We start from the raw sequence: 17,935 nt of genomic DNA, 5'->3' as shown, positions 1-17,935 counted from the left end.
TGACTATTTCCGCAGATAACGCTTGAATTTGCGTTATTGTAGCGCCATCTAACGCATAACACTAATCAAGAGTGAAAGCATGACCAAGAAAAAACGCTCCGCCAGTTCCACCCGCTGGTTGAAAGAGCATTTCGATGATCAATTTGTACAAAAAGCACAAAAATTAGGCCTGCGTTCACGTGCAGCGTTTAAACTGGAAGAGATAAACCAGCAGGACAAACTGATAAAACCAGCGATGACTGTAGTCGATTTGGGTTCTGCGCCGGGTAGTTGGTCGCAGTTCTGTGTGGGGCTTGTCGGTGACAAAGGTACCGTGATAGCCTGCGACATTCTGCCAATGGACCCGATTAATGGTGTCAGTTTCCTGCAGGGAGACTTTCGTGATGAAGCAGTATTGAACGCATTACTGAGCCGGATCGGTGGTCAGAACGTAGATGTGGTATTGTCTGACATGGCGCCGAATATGAGTGGCAATGACACTACTGATCAGGCAAGGTCGGTGTATCTGGTAGAGCTGGCGTTGGATATGTGTCACAAAGTACTGAAGCAAAATGGCAGTTTTGTGGTCAAAGTATTTCAGGGTGATGGCTTCGAGCAATTTTTAAAAGATGTGCGCGCTGCCTTTACCACTGTAAAAATTCGTAAGCCCGATTCGTCCCGTGCGCGTTCACGTGAGACATATATCGTGGCGACCGGCTTCAAAGTCTAGTAAAGTAGCCGGGTAATTATCTATTTATCGGTAAGAAGAGGTTATAACCTTGAGTGACATGGCAAAGAATCTGATTGTCTGGTTAGTGATCGCCGTCGTATTAATGTCGGTGTTTAATAGCTTTGGCCCCGGCGACAGTACCGACCGGCAAACCAGCTATACCCAGTTTATCAACGAGGTAAATCAGGGCCAGATCCGCGAGGTGAAAGTTGAGCGCTCTGGTGTGATTACCGGCGTAAAACGCAGCGGTGACCGCTTCGAAACAGTTATCCCGGGTGGCTATGATGAAAAGCTGCTGGACGACCTGATCAAAAATGATGTCAGAACTTTAGGCAGTAAGCCGGAAGAAAGCAGCTTGCTGGGCACTATTCTGCTGTCCTGGGGCCCAATGTTATTGCTTATAGGCGTGTGGATTTTCTTTATGCGCCAGATGCAGGGCGGCGGTGGCAAAGGTGCCATGTCGTTTGGCAAAAGCAAAGCGCGCCTGATGGGCGAAGATCAGATCAAAACCACTTTTGCTGATGTTGCAGGCTGTGACGAAGCTAAAGAAGAGGTATCTGAACTGGTGGATTACCTGCGCGACCCATCCCGTTTCCAAAAATTGGGCGGCAAAATTCCAACCGGTATTTTAATGGTAGGCCCACCGGGTACAGGTAAAACGCTGTTAGCCAAAGCCATTGCTGGTGAAGCCAAAGTGCCGTTCTTTACTATTTCCGGTTCAGACTTCGTTGAAATGTTTGTCGGTGTGGGTGCATCCCGTGTGCGCGACATGTTTGAACAAGCCAAAAAAGCTGCACCTTGTATTATCTTTATCGACGAGATTGATGCAGTAGGCCGTCAGCGTGGCGCCGGTTTAGGCGGTGGCCATGATGAGCGTGAGCAAACCTTAAACCAGATGCTGGTAGAGATGGATGGCTTTGACGGTAATGAAGGCGTTATTGTTATTGCTGCCACTAACCGCCCTGATGTATTAGATGCCGCATTATTACGCCCCGGTCGCTTTGATCGCCAGGTAGTGGTAGGTTTGCCCGATGTAAAAGGCCGCGAGCAAATCTTAAAAGTGCATATGCGTAAAGTGCCACTGGCTGAAGGTGTAGAGCCGTCAGTTATTGCGCGCGGTACGCCAGGCTTCTCTGGTGCTGACTTAGCCAACCTGGTTAATGAAGCTGCACTGTTTGCTGCGCGTGGTAATCGCCGCGTGGTGTCGATGGACGAGTTTGAAAAAGCCAAAGACAAAATCATGATGGGCGCAGAACGCCGCTCTATGGTGATGACAGAGAAAGAAAAAGAAATGACAGCCTACCACGAAGCCGGCCATGCGATTGTTGGTTGTTTGGTACCTGAACACGACCCTGTGCACAAGGTAACTATTATTCCGCGTGGCAGAGCTTTGGGTGTGACTTTCTTTTTACCGGAAGCTGACGCTATCAGTGTAAGCCGGCTTGAATTAGAGAGTAAGATTTCCGTAGCTTACGGAGGTCGTTTGGCGGAAGAGCTTATTTTTGGCTCAGACAATATTTCTACCGGAGCATCACAAGATATTAAGTATGCCACTTCGATAGCCCGTAATATGGTTACCCAATGGGGCTTTTCGGACAAACTTGGCCCACTGCTATATGCCGACGAAGAGGGTGAGGTGTTTCTCGGCCGTAGCATGGGCAAATCGAAACAAATGTCGGACGAAACTGCAGCTCTTATTGATACAGAAATTAAAACCATCATTGATCGCAACTACAGTAGAGCTAAAACGATGCTGGAAGAAAATATGGACATCCTGCATGCGATGAAAGATGCATTGATGAAGTATGAAACCATAGATGCGAAACAGATTGATGACCTGATGGCCCGTCGCGAAGTGCGCCAGCCAGAGAACTGGGAACCGCGTGATAAACCAGGCTCAGATGACAAACCGGATAGCAAAGTCAGCCAGGATGATGATGCAGCCGCTCCGGGTAAACCTTCTGAAGGCAACCTGCACTAAATCTGTTGTATTTAATTAAATTAAAGCCCCGGTTATGCCGGGGTTTATTTTTACTGCCAGTACCAAAATATCTGTTACAGGAGCCATTATGTTGTTGTCCTTGCCCCGCCAGCGCAAACTGGATTTAAGCCGCCCAGTGGTTATGGGTATTTTAAATGTTACGCCGGACTCTTTCTCTGATGGCGGTAAACATCAGCAGTTAGATGCGGCACTGCGCCAGGCCGAACAAATGTTGGCAGACGGTGCCGTAATTTTGGATATCGGTGGCGAATCTACCCGCCCTGGCGCCGCAGATGTGGCAGAGCAGGACGAATTAAACCGGGTAATACCGGTAATTGAGGTTATCCGCCAGCGTTTTGATTGTGCTATTTCTGTTGACACCAGCAAGGCCGGAGTGATGTCAGCTGCGGTTCAGGCTGGTGCCGATATTATTAATGATGTCAGAGCCTTGTTGGAGCCAGGCGCTTTAGACGTCGCCGTAGCAGCTGATGTGCCGGTATGTCTGATGCATATGCAGGGCGCGCCGCGTAGTATGCAGCATTTGCCCCAGTATCAGCACGTGGTGGCAGAGGTAAAACAGTTCTTATTGGAGCGTGCCACCGCCTGTGAACAAGCTGGCATGCACAGGCAACATATTATTTTGGATCCCGGTTTTGGTTTTGGTAAAAGCCTGACGCATAACTACTTGCTGTTGCAACAACTGGCACAGTTTACCGATTCTGGTTATCCGGTACTGGCAGGTATGTCGCGTAAATCAATGATTGGTCAATTACTGAACATACCGGTGAATCAGCGTTTGGCAGGCAGTGTGGCCTGCGCTACTATTGCAGCATTACAAGGGGCCCGGATCATCCGGGTGCATGATGTTAAAGAAACCGTGCAGGCGGTCAGGGTAGTGACTGCCATGCAGTATGGAGCATAAAGGATGAGCAGAAAGTATTTTGGAACTGATGGTGTGCGTGGCCGGGTAGGTGAATTTCCTATTACACCCGAATTTGCCATGAAGTTAGGCTGGGCCGCTGGCCGTGTATTGTCGCAGCGTGGCACCCGCAAAGTACTAATTGGCAAAGATACGCGTATTTCTGGTTATTTATTAGAAACAGCGCTGGAAGCCGGTTTAATTGCTGCCGGTATTAACGTGCGCCTGTTAGGGCCTATGCCAACACCTGCAGTAGCTTATTTAACCCGTACATTCCGGGCCGAGGCAGGTATTGTAATTAGTGCTTCGCACAACCCTTATTATGACAATGGCATTAAATTTTTCTCCGCTGATGGCACTAAATTACCGGATGAAGTTGAACTGGCGATTGAATACGAGCTGGAACAGCCAATGGTGTGTGAGCCGTCAGAAAAACTGGGTAAAGCCCAGCGTATTGATGATGCTGCCGGGCGCTATATCGAGTTTTGTAAAAGCCACTTGCCGAACCATTTATCATTAAGCGGCATGACAATTGTTGTTGACTGTGCTCATGGTGCTACTTACCACATTGCTCCGGCTGTATTTAAAGAATTGGGGGCTGAAGTCATTCTAATTGGCGCCAGCCCGGATGGGTTAAATATTAATGATCACTGTGGCGCTACCCATACTGAATTGCTGCAGAAAACTGTTGTTGAGCGTAAAGCCGACCTGGGTATTGCCTATGACGGCGATGGTGACCGCGTAATGATGGTTGATCATACCGGCCGGGTTATTGATGGTGATGAAATTGTTTATATTATTGCCCGTGCTGCCAAAGAGCAGAATAAACTGCAAGGTGGTGTGGTAGGCACGTTAATGAGTAACCTGGGGCTGGAGCTGGCACTTAAAGAGTTGGAGATCCCCTTTGCCCGCAGCGCTGTAGGCGACCGCTACGTAATGGAGCTGCTACGCGAGAACAACTGGCGTATTGGCGGTGAAAACTCAGGCCATGTGCTGAATTTAGATCATACTTGTACCGGTGATGGCATTATTGCGTCATTACAAGTACTTACGGCAATGATAGAAGCGGGCATGACGCTGGCTGAATTTAGTCAGGGCATGCATAAGCTGCCACAAGTGCTGGTGAACGTGAAGTTTGAAAAAGGCACCGCCCCGCTGGAAAAGCAGCATGTGAAACAGGTAATTGCTGATGTTGAGGCAAAACTGAATGGTTCTGGCAGGGTGCTGATCCGCAAAAGTGGTACTGAGCCATTGATCCGGGTAATGGTAGAAGGCGAAGATGCAACTGAAGTAAAACAGTATGCCGAGCAGATCGCCGCTGCAGTAAAAATCGCCAGTTGATTGTCCAAAGGCGCCATTAAAGCTTGTTTGCACCGGCGTGGTTGGTTAATATCGCGCCCGTCTAATTACAGGGAAACAGCACCATGCAACGCACACCACTGATAGCCGCGAACTGGAAGATGAACGGTTCAGCCGCACTGGTTGAGGAGATGGTTGACGTGTTAACGGCGCTGCCGTTAACAGAACACGCTGTTGTTGTGTGTCCGCCAGCTACGCTGTTAACACGCTTCCCTGCAGTGTGTAATTTTGCGCTTGGTGGGCAAACCTTAAGCCATGAAATAAGCGGCGCTTTTACCGGTGAACTCAGTGCCTGCTTGCTGCAAGAGGCTGGTGCCAGTTATGTTATTGTTGGCCATTCAGAGCGGCGCGCGTTAAATGGTGAAAGCGATGAGCTTATCGCGGCTAAATTGGCGCGCGCTGTTGCTGCAGGTTTAACGCCCATATTATGTATTGGTGAATCGGCAACTGAGCGCCAACAAGAAAAAACGCAGCAGGTTCTTGCACGGCAACTTGATGCGGTGTATGCTTCGCAGCCCGAATTACTGGCGAAATCAGTGATTGCATATGAACCCATATGGGCCATAGGCACAGGTGAGTCGGCTACGCCAGAACAGGCGCAAACGACCCATGCTTTTATCAGGCAACATCTTGCCAGGTATAATACGCAATCAGCAGTAAGGGTAAAATTATTGTATGGCGGCAGTGTTAATGCAGACAATTTTACTGCATTATTTCGCCAAGCCGACATAGACGGTGCTCTGGTAGGTGGTGCAAGCCTCAAACCAGCAGAATTTGCGCAAATTTGCCTTGCAGTTACAAAAGGTGCAAAGGAATAAGCATGTACGAGATTTTGATAGTAGTTTATTTGTTAGTTGCCATAGCATTGATCGGTTTAGTGCTAATTCAGCATGGTAAAGGTGCTGATATGGGCGCGGCGTTTGGTGCCGGTGCCTCTGCTACCGTGTTCGGTTCGTCAGGCACAGGTAATTTTCTTACCAAAACCACTACTGTACTGGCCACTATCTTTTTTGTGTTAAGTATCGTACTGGGTAACTACAGTGCAGGCAGCAAAAAAGTGGATGCCTGGGATGATTTGTCAGTACCTGTTACTGAGCAAGTTGAACAGAAGAAAAACGATACCAGCGATATTCCTGTAGGTAATTAATCCTCTTAATTTAGCCGAGGTGGTGAAATTGGTAGACACGCTATCTTGAGGGGGTAGTGTCTTCGGACGTGCGGGTTCAAGTCCCGCTCTCGGCACCAAATTTATCAGCAGTTTGCCAAGGCAATGCTTGCGATAAGCCAGTCAGCGCTATATAATAAGCGCCAATTACGGACGCGGGATGGAGCAGCCTGGTAGCTCGTCGGGCTCATAACCCGAAGGTCGTCGGTTCAAATCCGGCTCCCGCAACCAACTTTGCAGTACAAAATAGTTTAATTATGTTTTAGTACTGAAGGTTGTCGGTTCGCTCTTAAATCTTGGGGCTCCCGCAACCAACTTCTTATGAAGTGATTAGATTTTCAATTAACATTGGCGATATGTTAGTTGATTGGATGCCAATTCGCCCCGCTAGTTCGGGGCGTTTTCGTATCTGCAGACTCAGTTTTACGCAGTAATGGGCTAAACGCCCTTTTTTTATTTACTGCTGTTGCCGCTGTTACTGACAAAGTAACCTGCCACAGCAGAATTTCCGGAGGTCTCGTTGACTAAGCAAGAACAGACACTGACAGAGTTATTGCTGCCAACCGTTGAAGCCGCAGGCTTTGAGTTGTTGGGGCTGGAATTGGTGCAGGCTGGTCGTCACTCAACTTTACGGCTGTATATTGATCATGCGGATGGTGTCAATGTTGACGATTGCGCGCTGGTCAGTCGTGAGGTCAGTGCCATTTTAGATGTGGAAGATCCGATAACAAATGAATACCTGCTTGAGGTATCGTCACCTGGTCTGGATCGGCCATTGTTTACGCCCGCACATTTTCTGGCGGTAGTAGGGCAAAAAATTGAAGTAAAACTGGCGATCCCACAGGATGGCCGGCGTAAGTTTAAAGGCGTACTAACAGCTATTGAAGACGATATGTTGATAGTGGAAGTAGATGGCAAACCCTATCGTTTGCTGATGGATAACGTAGATAAAGCAAACGTGGTACCGGTGTTTTAAGGTATCGGGGCAAAGCGAGGCAACAAACAATGGCAAAAGAAATATTATTAGTTGTTGATGCAGTTTCAAACGAAAAATCTGTGCCACGGGAAAAAATTTTCCAGGCACTGGAGTTTGCACTGGCAGCGGCCACCAAGAAAAAGAATGAAGGCGATATTGAAGTTCGCGTTAATATTGACCGTAAGACAGGCTCTTATGAGACCTTCCGTCGCTGGCAGGTTATTCCTGATGATCAGGTGCAAGAGCACCCGTACCGCGAAATGACGTTATCGGCGGCGCAGTACGATGATCCTTCGGTAAAGATTGGCGATTACTACGAAGAGCAAATTGACTCTATCGAATTTGACCGCATCACTACCCAGATGGCTAAGCAGGTAATCGTACAGAAAGTACGTGAAGCCGAGCGTTCACAGGTAGTAGAAGCTTATATTGACCAGGTGGGTGAGTTAGTTACCGGCGTGGTGAAAAAAGTAAACCGTGACAGCATCATTGTTGATTTAGGCAATAATGCTGAAGCCATGTTAGGCCGCGATGAAATGTTACCGCGTGAAACCTATCGTCCAGGCGATCGTATCCGTGCGTTATTGTTTGAAGTAAAACCGGAAGCGCGTGGTGCCCAGCTGTTTTTAAGCCGCTCACGGCCGGAAATGCTGCTGGAATTGTTCCGCATTGAAGTGCCTGAAATCGGCGAGGAAATGATCGAACTGCGTGGCGCTGCCCGTGATCCGGGTGCGCGTGCCAAAATCGCCGTTAAAAGTAACGACCGTCGTATCGACCCGGTTGGGGCTTGTGTAGGTATGCGTGGTTCACGTGTGCAGGCGGTATCTAACGAGCTGGCCGGTGAGCGGGTTGATATTGTGCTGTATGACGATAACGATGCGCAGTTTGTTATCAATGCCATGGCTCCGGCTGAAGTTGCCTCTATCATCGTTGATGAAGACACGCATTCAATGGATATCGCGGTAGAAGATGCCAACCTGGCGATGGCCATTGGCCGTAACGGCCAGAACGTACGTTTAGCCAGCCAGCTTACCGGCTGGGAACTGAATGTGATGTCGGTTAGCGCCATGAAGCAAAAGCACCAGGAAGAGACCGCCAAGGTACGTCAGGTATTTGTTGATGCCCTTGAAATTGACGAAGACTTTGCCGATGTGCTGGTAGATGAAGGTTTCTCCACTCTGGAAGAAATTGCTTATGTACCAATCAGCGAGCTGTTAAGCATTGATGGTCTGGACGAAGCAACAGTGGAAGAGCTGCGTGGCCGTGCCAAAGCAGTATTAACCACCCGTGCTCTGGCCAGTGAAGAATCACTGGAAGATGCACAACCCACTGAAGCGCTGTTAGCGCTGAAAGAATTAGATACCCACACGGCCTATGTTCTGGCCAGTAAAGGGGTAACAACGTTAGACGACCTGGCAGAGCTGGGTGTAGACGATTTACTGGAAATAGCCCCAATGTCGGAACAACAAGCCGCCGACATGATTATGGCAGCCCGTAACATCGTTTGGTTTAGCGAAGAAAATAAGTAGTCAACGGAGGTAACAACACAAATGGCAGAAGTCACTATAGAAAAGCTAGCCAGTGATGTCGGTACTACTGTTGAGCGGTTAGTGCAGCAATTCGCTGATGCCGGTATCAGTAAAGCAGCCGGTCAGGTAGTCAGCGAAGATGAGAAAAAATCCCTGCTGGAACATTTAAGTGCTCAGCATGGTGGTAAGTCGGCAGAACCTGCGCGTTTAACATTAAAACGCAAAGAAAAAACCACGCTTAGCGTAGCGGGTGGTGCAGGCCGTAATCGTGAAATTCAGGTAGAAGTACGTAAGCAAAAAACTTATGTGAAAAAGCCAATAATTGATGAAGCTACGTTAAAAGCGCAGGAAGAAGCCCGCGCAGCGGAAGAAAAAGCCCGTGCAGAAGCTGATCACGCCCGTGCTGAGGCAGACCGTAAGGCGAAAGAAATTGCTGCAGCTAAAGCGAAAGAAGAAGCAGAGCGCAAAGCCGCCGATGCTAAACGTCGTGAAGATGCTAAACAGGCTCAGTTGTTAAAAGACGATCCGGAAGAAGCGGCCCGTCGTGCAGCAAAAGAAGAAGCCCGTAAAGAAGCTGAGCGTATTCGCCAGCAGCAGGAAGCTGAAGCGCTGCGTAAACTGGAAGAAGAAGCCGCTAAGCAGGCAGAAGCGGCGCGCAAGCTGGCCGAAGAAAACGGCGAACGCTGGGCACAGGAAGAAAAAGCCAAGCCAGCTGACACCGACGATTACCACCTGACCAGCAATGAATTTGCTAAACAGGCTGAAGACGAAGTTGACGCTAAAGAAGAGCGCGCTGGCCGTCGCGGTGCAGGTAAAAAAGCGCCGGTTGTTAAAGGCAAGAAAAAAGACGATGCCAATGACAAAGAAGCCTTTAACCGTGCTAACCGTCATTCAAAGAAAAAGAAAACCCCAACCAGTATGCAGCACGGTTTTAATAAACCTGCCCAACCGGTTGAGCGTGAAGTGAAAATTGGCGAAACCATCACTGTGGCTGAATTAGCAGCCAAGATGGCGGTTAAAGCGTCAGAAGTGATTAAAGTGATGATGAAAATGGGTGCCATGGCAACCATTAACCAGGTCATTGATCAGGAAACTGCGGCTATTGTCTGTGAAGAAATGGGCCACAAGTTTACCCTGACCAAAGAAAACGAGCTGGAAGAAGCCGTAATGTCTGACCGTCAGGGCGAAGGCGATCTGGAGCCCCGTGCACCGGTAGTAACGGTTATGGGCCACGTTGACCACGGTAAAACCTCATTACTGGATTATATTCGTAAAGCGAAAGTTGCCGCCGGTGAAGCCGGTGGTATTACCCAGCATATCGGTGCTTATCATGTTGAAACTGATCGCGGTATGGTTACTTTCCTTGATACACCAGGCCACGCGGCGTTTACCTCAATGCGTGCCCGTGGTGCTAAGGCAACCGATATTGTTATTCTGGTAGTTGCAGCCGATGATGGCGTAATGCCGCAAACCAAAGAAGCTATCCAGCACGCTAAAGCTGCCGGTGTGCCAATCGTGGTTGCTGTGAACAAAATGGATAAGCCAGAAGCCGATCCGGATCGTGTACGTAACGAGCTGTCACAGTACGACGTTATTTCTGAAGAGTGGGGCGGTGATACGCAGTTTGTACCAGTGTCGGCAAAATCAGGCATGGGTATTGATGACTTACTCGAAGCTATCCTGAACCAATCTGAGCTGTTGGAATTAAAAGCAGTGAAACAAGGCTTAGCCCGCGGTGTGGTTATTGAATCACGCCTGGACAAAGGCCGTGGCCCGGTAGCGTCTATCCTGGTGCAGGAAGGTACGCTGAAACAGGGCGAAATCGTGCTGTGTGGTTTTGAATATGGCCGTGTCCGTGCGATGCGTGACGAAAACGGTAAAGAAATTAAAACCGCAGGCCCGTCAATTCCGGTAGAAATCTTAGGTTTATCCGGTGTACCACAAGCCGGTGACGAAGTAACCGTAGTAAAAGACGAGCGTAAAGCACGTGAAGTGGCACTGTATCGTCAGGGTAAATTCCGTGATGTTAAGTTAGCGCGTCAGCAGAAGTCTAAGCTGGAAAATATGTTTGCCAACATGACTGAAGGCGATGTGTCTGAGCTGAACATCGTACTGAAAGCTGATGTACAAGGTTCGGTTGAAGCCATTACTGAGTCACTGATGAAACTGTCAACCGACGAAGTGAAAGTGAAAATTGTTGGTAGCGGCGTAGGTGGTATTACTGAAACCGACGTGACGCTGGCAGCCGCTTCATCTGCGATTGTTATCGGCTTTAACGTTCGTGCCGATGGCACTGCGCGTAAACTGGTAGAAGATGAAGGCCTTGACTTACGTTACTACGGCATCATTTATGAGCTGTTAGACGAAGTGCGTGCCGCCATGACAGGCATGTTAGCGCCTGAGTTTAAGCAGCAAATTATCGGCCTGGCGCAGGTACGTGATGTGTTCCGTTCACCTAAGTTTGGCGCTATAGCCGGCTGTATGGTAACGGAAGGTATCATTAAACGTAATGCGCCTATCCGTGTACTGCGTGACAACGTGGTTATTTTCGAAGGCGAACTGGAATCGCTGCGTCGTTTCAAAGATGACGTTAGTGAAGTACGTAACGGCTTTGAATGTGGTATCGGCGTGAAGAACTACAACGATGTGCGCGAAGGCGATCAGATCGAAGTGTTTGAAGTAATACAGGTTGAACGCACCCTGTAACAGGCAACGCAGCAATAAAACAGGGGCCTTTGGCCCCTGTTTTGTCTGCAACAGACAGTGGAAATACAGTTATGAAAGAATTCTCGCGCGTCGACAGACTGTCGCAGCAAATGAAAAAAGAAATGGCGGTGATCCTGCAACGCGAAATTAAAGATCCGCGCCTGCACAGTATGATTACGGTGTCAGATGTTGAGGTATCGCGCGACTTATCGCACGCCAAAGTGTTTGTTACTTTTTTAGGCCTGGCTGATGATAAGGTTGAAGACAACCTTAAGATCCTTAACGATGCCTCTGGTTTTGTCCGTAGCTTAATCGGTAAACGCATTCAGGCGCGTATTGTGCCGCATATTCGCTTTGCCTTTGACGAGTCATTAAACGAAGGTATCCGCATGGCAACCTTAGTTAGCACTGCACGGGCGGAAGATGATCGTCGCCGGCTGCAGTCAGGCCAGGCGTTGGATGATGTGGCCGATGCCGCTGACAGTACAGACAGCAGCGACGAGCCGGCAAACTAATGGCGCGGAAAAATGCCCGGGCCGTTAACGGCATTTTGTTGTTAGACAAGCCACTGGAAGTTAGCAGCAACGGTATTTTACAGCGCGTGCGCTGGCTGTTTCAGGCACAAAAAGCCGGTCATACCGGTGCGCTGGACCCAATGGCGTCCGGTTTGCTGCCGATCTGTTTTGGCGAAGCTACCAAGTTCAGCCAGTTTTTGCTCGATACCGATAAAACCTATTTAGTAACGGCTAACTTTGGTGTCCGTACCAGCACCAGTGATGTTGAAGGCGAAGTGATCAGCGAAAAGCCGGTGCAGTTTAACCTGGCTGAACTGGAACAGGCGCTGGTGGCGTTTCGTGGTGACATCTTACAGGTGCCTACCATGTTTTCGGCGCTGAAGTACCAGGGCCAGCCGTTATACCGTTATGCCCGTCAGGGTATTACCGTACCGCGCGAAGCCCGGCTTATCAGTATTTTTCGCTTTGAGTTGCTGGCATTCAATGGCAGCACGGCAGATTTTATTGTGCACTGCTCTAAGGGTACTTATATCCGCACTTTAATAGATGACCTTGGCGAAGCGCTGGGCTGTGGTGCCCATGTTGGCCGGTTGCATCGTACTCAGGTTGGGCCTTTTCATGCGGCGCAAATGGTTACGCCGCCGCAGTTGGATGCACTGGCAGAACAATGCCATGCCAGTGGTGATTTTAGCAGCATGGATGCGCTGCTATTACCGCTGGACGCCGGTATTGTCGATATGCCTAAGCTGGTCCTGACAGAGCAAGAGCAACACCGGTTACAGCATGGCCAGAACTGTCAGGTAACAATGGCTGATATTGCCGCCATCAAGCTACATGGCGCTGGCGATAACTTCTTTGGTATTGGCCAGGTTGAACAAGGCGTGCTGAGCTCGCGGCGCTTATTAAATACCGCCACATTATCCTAAGGGTGGTGTAGTAGAAACGCCTTGTAAAAAAGCAGTAAAATGCTATTATACGGCGGATTTTTTGGGGTCTGCTGGATGAGTGATCGGCGATTCCCTGACTATAGTTCACTCACATTTGGAGTTAAATATGTCTTTAAGCGCTGCTGATAAAGCAAAAATCGTTGCTGACTACGCTGTTAAGCAAGGCGACACAGGTTCACCAGAAGTACAGGTAGCCCTGTTAACTGCGTCTATTAACCACCTGCAGGGCCACTTTGCCCAGCACAAGCATGACTTCCACTCTCGTCGTGGTTTGTTGCGTATGGTTAGCCAGCGTCGTAAGTTACTGGATTACTTAAAAGGTAAAGACCAGAGCCGTTACGCCACACTGATTGAGCGTTTAGGCTTACGCCGTTAATCGGTTTAAGTAAAAAAGGGGCTTTTAAGCCCCTTTTTTTAATTCAGCTTGCCAGAGTGCAGACTATTTTTCACTAAAGTTAGCGATTGACTGAACTATCTTTCCGCTTTGGTTACAGAGTATACTAAGTAAGAATTAAACGACAAAAATGACATCGCAATTAGGCGATTAAGTAAAGGAAACAAACACGTGACTCCCATCGTAAAATCATTCCCGTTCGGCCAACATACTTTCACCTTAGAAACCGGCGTTATCGCCCGTCAGGCAGATGCCGCAGTGCTGGCCAGCCTGGGTGATACGTCAGTTTTAGTAACGGTAGTGGGCAAGAAAGAAGCCAAACCAGGCCAGGATTTCTTCCCGTTAACGGTAAATTACCAGGAAAAAATGTACGCAGCCGGCCGTATCCCGGGCGGTTTCTTTAAACGCGAAGGTCGCCCGTCTGAAGGCGAAACCTTAACTTCACGTTTAATCGACCGGCCAATTCGCCCGCTGTTCCCTGAAGGCTTCAACAACGAAGTACAGGTTATTGCCACTGTAGTGTCAGTACAGCCAGAAATTCAGCCAGACATCGTAGCGTTAATTGGTACTTCTGCAGCGCTGGCGTTATCAGGCATTCCATTTGCCGGCCCTATTGGTGCAGCCCGTGTTGGTTATATCAATAACCAGTATGTACTGAACCCGTCAGAAGACGAGCTGAAAAGCTCTAAGCTGGACTTAGTGGTTGCCGGTACTGCCGGTGCGGTATTAATGGTTGAATCTGAAGCCGGTATTTTGTCTGAAGACGTAATGCTTGGTGCAGTAATGTATGGCCATGAGCAAATGCAAACTGCCATTAATGCCATAAACGAATTTGCTGCTGAAGGTGCTAAGCCGAAGTGGAACTGGCAAGCGCCTGCGAAAAACCTGCCGTTAATTGAAAAAATCGACGGTCTGGCACGCGCGCAACTGGGCGAAGCTTATCAGATCACTGAAAAAGCCAAACGCTATGAGCGTATCGGCGAGATCAAAGCCGCGTTAGTAGAAAAACTGACTGCTGAGCTGGCCGAAGGCGAAGAGCTGAATAAAAACGAAGTTGGCGAGATTTTCCACGAGCTGGAATCTAAAGTAGTACGTGGCCGTATCACCAAAGGTGAACCGCGTATTGACGGCCGTGACCCGGAAATGATCCGTGGTTTAAGCGTTATGACCGGTGTATTACCACGTACCCACGGTTCAGCGCTGTTTACCCGCGGTGAAACTCAGGCGCTGGTAACCGCAACGTTAGGTACGGCACGTGATGCACAAAACATCGACGACTTGTTAAGTGCTAAAACTGACACCTTTATGCTGCACTACAACTTCCCTCCTTACTGTGTTGGTGAAACCGGCATGGTGGGCTCACCTAAACGTCGCGAAATCGGCCATGGCCGTTTAGCTAAACGTGGTGTTTTAGCGGTAATGCCTGATTTCAATGACTTCCCGTACACAGTACGTATCGTATCAGAAATCACTGAATCTAATGGTTCAAGCTCTATGGCATCGGTGTGTGGTTCTTCTTTAGCATTAATGGACGCTGGCGTACCTATTAAAGCTTCTGTCGCCGGTATTGCGATGGGCCTGGTAAAAGAAGGCGACGATTTCGTTGTGCTGTCTGACATCTTAGGTGATGAAGATCACTTAGGCGATATGGACTTTAAAGTAGCTGGTACCACCGAAGGTATTACCGCACTGCAAATGGATATTAAAATCGACGGTATTACCAAAGAAATTATGCAAATTGCGCTTAAGCAAGCTAAAGCTGCCCGTTTGCATATTCTGAACGTAATGGACCAGGCAATCAGCGGTCACCGTGAAGAGATGTCTGAATACGCGCCGCGCATTTACACCATGAAGATTAACCCGGAGAAAATCCGCGAAGTTATCGGTAAAGGTGGCGCTGTTATCCGTCAAATCACAGAAGAATCAGGTACTACGATTGAGCTGGAAGATGATGGCAGCATTAAAATTGCGGCAACTACAGCAAAAGCGGCACAAATTGCTATCGACAAGATCAACGCTATTACCGCCGAGATTGAAGTGGGTGCCATTTATGAAGGCGAAGTAGTACGTATCGTTGATTTCGGTGCTTTTGTTAACGTACTGCCTGGCAAAGATGGTTTGGTACATATTTCGCAAATCTCTGATGAGCGCGTAAACAATGTATCTGAGCACTTAACAGTTGGCCAGAAAGTGGCTGTTAAGGTACTTGAAGTTGACAAGCAAGGTCGCGTACGCCTGAGTATCAAGGAAGCAAGCGCTAAACCTGCTACTGAGTCTGCTAATGTTGAAGAAAATGCCTGATAGGCTGTTACGCCGGGCAGCGCCGTTAGCGCTGCTGGTGACATTGCTGGGTGGTTGTGCAACCACTCAGTCGGCCACCACCGGAGGCTGGCTAACGCCAGAGCCTCTGGCGGTGTCTTACCGTACTGAACTGGCTATCGCCCGCTTAACTGAAATTTTGTATCGCGCCGAGTTATCAGAAGAGCAATCTGCCCAGCTGTATTACGACCGCGGTGTAATGTATGACAGTGTTGGCCTGCGCTCGCTGGCACGGCTGGATTTTTTAAGAGCTTTGCGGTTAAAACCCGATATGGCAGATGCGTACAACTTTGTTGGCATTCATCATACCGTTAGCGGTGATTTTGATTCGGCATACGAAGCTTTTGATTCTGCGCTGGAGCTGGCACCTGAGCACGAGTTTGCTTATTTAAACCGTGGTATAGCACTGTATTATGCCGGTAAGACAGAATTGGCTGTAGGCGATTTTGAACGTTTTCTGGCGTTAAAACCAACAGATGCTTACCGGGTGATCTGGTTATATCTGGCGCAAAATGAGCAGTCAGCAGAGCAGGCGAAGCAGCAATTGCAGCAGCGTGCCCAAATATTGGATCAGGCTGAGTGGTCTACCAATATTGTGCGGTTTCTGGCCGGCGAGATGACAGAGCGTGCTTTACTGGACTCGGTAATGCAGGATTTATCTGGCCCGCAATTACTGGCAGAGCGCTTATGTGAAGTGTATTTCTATCTGGCTAAGTGGCATGACAGCAAGCAACAACCCGAGCAGGCGCTGGAGTACTACAAAAAAGTACTGGCAACGAATGTATTTGAGTTTGTTGAGCACCGTTATGCCCGGTTAGAAATGGCCCGGCTGCGTGGTGAAAATGCCAGCCCTGAAGGTTTCGATGAACCCTGAGCGGTTTATCAGTACGCGAATTAAAAGCCAGCTTGCTGGCTTTTTTGCATTTATATTACTCAGCGCCTGCCAACCTGCGCCTGATGGCGAGGCAGCGCTGATGCAACAGGCACAAACAGACGCTGGTGCAGCTATGACATTAGCCCGCCAGCGATTGGCCAACGCCGAGTATGACGCCGCACTGCACTGGATGCGCCAGGCCGCTAATTTGGGCGATAACCAAGCCTTGCAACATGCGCTGCAATTACAACAGCGCCAGCAGGGGCGGCAGGCCACTGCGCAGTGGTTACAACAGCAGCTTGATAGCAACACCATGGCAGCAAGCGCTGTTTCGGCTGCCCAACGGGCAGAGCTGGGGCTGTGGCAGGGTAACAGCGTAACCACTGTGGGCTATCAGCACCCGCAAGGCTGTCAGCTGACCTTGCAACCTGTTGCCAGCCAGCAGGCCGGGGTAGATAACTGGCAGCACCTGTTACAACAATGGCAAACCGATGCCCAGTTATCCCAGTTAGCAGTATGTTTTTTACCCCTGCATACCATCAATAGCACCTCACTGCAGTGCTCAGAAGACAGCAGCAGCCTGCTGCAGTGCCGTTATCAGGCCTTGGAAGAGTTGGTAGCCAATGGTAACTTCAGCCAGTTAGTGGTGGTGGCCGGGCGGGGTAAAGCCAGTTATAACAACGGTATTTTGCAACTGCCAGACAACGCCAGCCTGGCGCTGTTGCGCCATGAGTTTATGCATATACTCGGTTTTATCGACGAATATCAGTTACCCGCAGCCACAGCGCAGCAAGTATGCAAAAGCGGAAAATTTTACCCTAATATTGTTGTTACAGAATCGGCTAATGCAGACGTTTCAGCCTATTTGCAGCAATGGCAGTTAGGGGCACAGGATATTAGCTTAACGGCGGTAGACAGCTGCAAACATACTCATTTGCAGGCGTACCGGGTGGTGGCAGAGCATAACCTGATGCGCTCTTTTGAGCTGCCCATGCCGCAACTGTATTTTCAGCTGGCACAACAGATCCTGACAAAACCGGAAAACTTAATGCCAGTGCAATATTACTTTGCTTATCTGGCCCGGCAGCAACAAAACTGGCAACGCTGGCAGCATTATATGCAGCAGGCGTCAGAACTGGGTTACAGCGAAGCACAACAAGCGCTGGCGCCCTGATTAGCCAGCGCTTAGCTCAGACAACTCGCGGCTTAACAGTTCAGCGTCACCCAGATTAAGCTCCAGTAAGCGGCGCAGGTGCGACACACTTTCAATATCAATTTTCTCGCAGTGTAAACCCACAACAGTATCAGACGCATGCGCCACACTAACTTTCATACTTAATTCTATTGGCAGCTCGTTCAACTGTATACGCAGTAACATTTGTTTAGGTAACGACGGCGGCCAATCGGCAGGTTTTTTAATCAGGGCGCCCTGCAATGACAAATCCAGCACTTCAGTGGCCAGACTATGGCTGCCAATATCCAGATGGGCTTTACCCTGAAAGCTTACCCGGCTAAATCGTCTGTGTTCCATGGTTTTCCCCT

General features: G+C 49.1%; 16 protein-coding genes and 2 tRNA genes. 17 read left to right on the top strand and 1 reads right to left on the bottom strand.

What is annotated here, in order from left to right; translation table 11 throughout:
- The first annotated feature begins 79 nt into the window (after positions 1 to 79).
- From rlmE to BLW68_RS13980, 17 genes are all read left to right on the top strand, one after another.
- Positions 80 to 709: a 23S rRNA (uridine(2552)-2'-O)-methyltransferase RlmE gene (gene rlmE, locus BLW68_RS14060; protein WP_092794615.1), complete on the top strand. Its 630-nt coding sequence runs from the start codon at positions 80 to 82 to the stop codon at positions 707 to 709.
- A 49-nt stretch (positions 710 to 758) separates the two neighbouring features.
- On the top strand, positions 759 to 2,690 hold the full coding sequence (gene ftsH, locus BLW68_RS14055) for an ATP-dependent zinc metalloprotease FtsH (protein ID WP_092794612.1): 1,932 nt from the start codon (positions 759 to 761) through the stop codon (positions 2,688 to 2,690).
- 88 nt (positions 2,691 to 2,778) lie between these two features.
- Positions 2,779 to 3,612: a dihydropteroate synthase gene (gene folP, locus BLW68_RS14050; RefSeq protein ID WP_092794795.1), complete on the top strand. Its 834-nt coding sequence runs from the start codon at positions 2,779 to 2,781 to the stop codon at positions 3,610 to 3,612.
- Positions 3,613 to 3,615: 3 nt separating this feature from the next.
- Positions 3,616 to 4,950, top strand: a complete 1,335-nt coding sequence (gene glmM / locus BLW68_RS14045; RefSeq protein WP_092794608.1) for a phosphoglucosamine mutase — start codon at positions 3,616 to 3,618, stop codon at positions 4,948 to 4,950.
- Positions 4,951 to 5,033: 83 nt separating this feature from the next.
- Positions 5,034 to 5,786 (top strand): triose-phosphate isomerase, encoded by a 753-nt coding sequence (gene tpiA / locus BLW68_RS14040; RefSeq protein ID WP_092794605.1) that lies wholly within the window; start codon positions 5,034 to 5,036, stop codon positions 5,784 to 5,786.
- A gap of 2 nt (positions 5,787 to 5,788) precedes the next feature.
- On the top strand, positions 5,789 to 6,115 hold the full coding sequence (gene secG / locus BLW68_RS14035) for a preprotein translocase subunit SecG (RefSeq protein ID WP_092794603.1): 327 nt from the start codon (positions 5,789 to 5,791) through the stop codon (positions 6,113 to 6,115).
- A gap of 13 nt (positions 6,116 to 6,128) precedes the next feature.
- Positions 6,129 to 6,213, top strand: a tRNA-Leu gene (locus BLW68_RS14030).
- Positions 6,214 to 6,287: 74 nt separating this feature from the next.
- Positions 6,288 to 6,364: transfer RNA gene (locus BLW68_RS14025), tRNA-Met, on the top strand.
- A 289-nt stretch (positions 6,365 to 6,653) separates the two neighbouring features.
- Positions 6,654 to 7,109 (top strand): ribosome maturation factor RimP, encoded by a 456-nt coding sequence (gene rimP, locus BLW68_RS14020; protein WP_092794600.1) that lies wholly within the window; start codon positions 6,654 to 6,656, stop codon positions 7,107 to 7,109.
- Between the two features lie 29 nt (positions 7,110 to 7,138).
- Entirely contained in the window at positions 7,139 to 8,638 is a 1,500-nt protein-coding gene (nusA, locus tag BLW68_RS14015; RefSeq protein ID WP_092794597.1) for a transcription termination factor NusA, read from the top strand.
- Between the two features lie 21 nt (positions 8,639 to 8,659).
- A complete protein-coding gene (infB, locus tag BLW68_RS14010; RefSeq protein WP_092794594.1) occupies positions 8,660 to 11,344 on the top strand; it encodes a translation initiation factor IF-2 in 2,685 nt (894 codons plus the stop codon).
- 71 nt (positions 11,345 to 11,415) lie between these two features.
- The gene (gene rbfA, locus BLW68_RS14005) at positions 11,416 to 11,859 is read left to right on the top strand and encodes a 30S ribosome-binding factor RbfA (RefSeq protein WP_092794591.1); all 444 of its coding nucleotides are present in this window, start codon (positions 11,416 to 11,418) and stop codon (positions 11,857 to 11,859) included.
- Complete coding sequence (truB, locus tag BLW68_RS14000) at positions 11,859 to 12,785, top strand: tRNA pseudouridine(55) synthase TruB (RefSeq protein WP_092794588.1); 927 nt, start codon at positions 11,859 to 11,861, stop codon at positions 12,783 to 12,785. The genes rbfA and truB overlap by 1 nt, the downstream gene beginning before the upstream one ends.
- 127 nt (positions 12,786 to 12,912) lie before the next feature.
- On the top strand, positions 12,913 to 13,182 hold the full coding sequence (gene rpsO / locus BLW68_RS13995) for a 30S ribosomal protein S15 (RefSeq protein ID WP_092794585.1): 270 nt from the start codon (positions 12,913 to 12,915) through the stop codon (positions 13,180 to 13,182).
- Positions 13,183 to 13,371: 189 nt separating this feature from the next.
- The gene (pnp, locus tag BLW68_RS13990) at positions 13,372 to 15,501 is read left to right on the top strand and encodes a polyribonucleotide nucleotidyltransferase (RefSeq protein WP_092794581.1); all 2,130 of its coding nucleotides are present in this window, start codon (positions 13,372 to 13,374) and stop codon (positions 15,499 to 15,501) included.
- Positions 15,482 to 16,393, top strand: coding sequence for a lipoprotein NlpI (gene nlpI / locus BLW68_RS13985; protein ID WP_218141378.1), 912 nt, complete (start codon positions 15,482 to 15,484; stop codon positions 16,391 to 16,393). Before pnp ends, nlpI begins: the two co-directional genes overlap by 20 nt.
- Positions 16,383 to 17,567: a hypothetical protein gene (locus tag BLW68_RS13980; RefSeq protein ID WP_218141377.1), complete on the top strand. Its 1,185-nt coding sequence runs from the start codon at positions 16,383 to 16,385 to the stop codon at positions 17,565 to 17,567. The genes nlpI and BLW68_RS13980 overlap by 11 nt, the downstream gene beginning before the upstream one ends.
- On the opposite strand, the gene BLW68_RS13975 is transcribed toward BLW68_RS13980, so the two are convergent.
- On the bottom strand, positions 17,568 to 17,924 hold the full coding sequence (locus tag BLW68_RS13975; RefSeq protein ID WP_092794571.1) for a PilZ domain-containing protein: 357 nt from the start codon (positions 17,922 to 17,924) through the stop codon (positions 17,568 to 17,570). It abuts the gene before it with no gap.
- Between the last annotated feature and the right edge of the window lie 11 nt (positions 17,925 to 17,935).

Origin of the sequence: Rheinheimera pacifica (assembly GCF_900108485.1) — a bacterium.
Classification (GTDB): Bacteria; Pseudomonadota; Gammaproteobacteria; order Enterobacterales; family Alteromonadaceae; genus Alishewanella; species Alishewanella pacifica.
The sequence above is the reverse complement of the archived record's forward strand: the minus strand, read 5'-3'. Positions and strand labels throughout refer to the sequence as shown.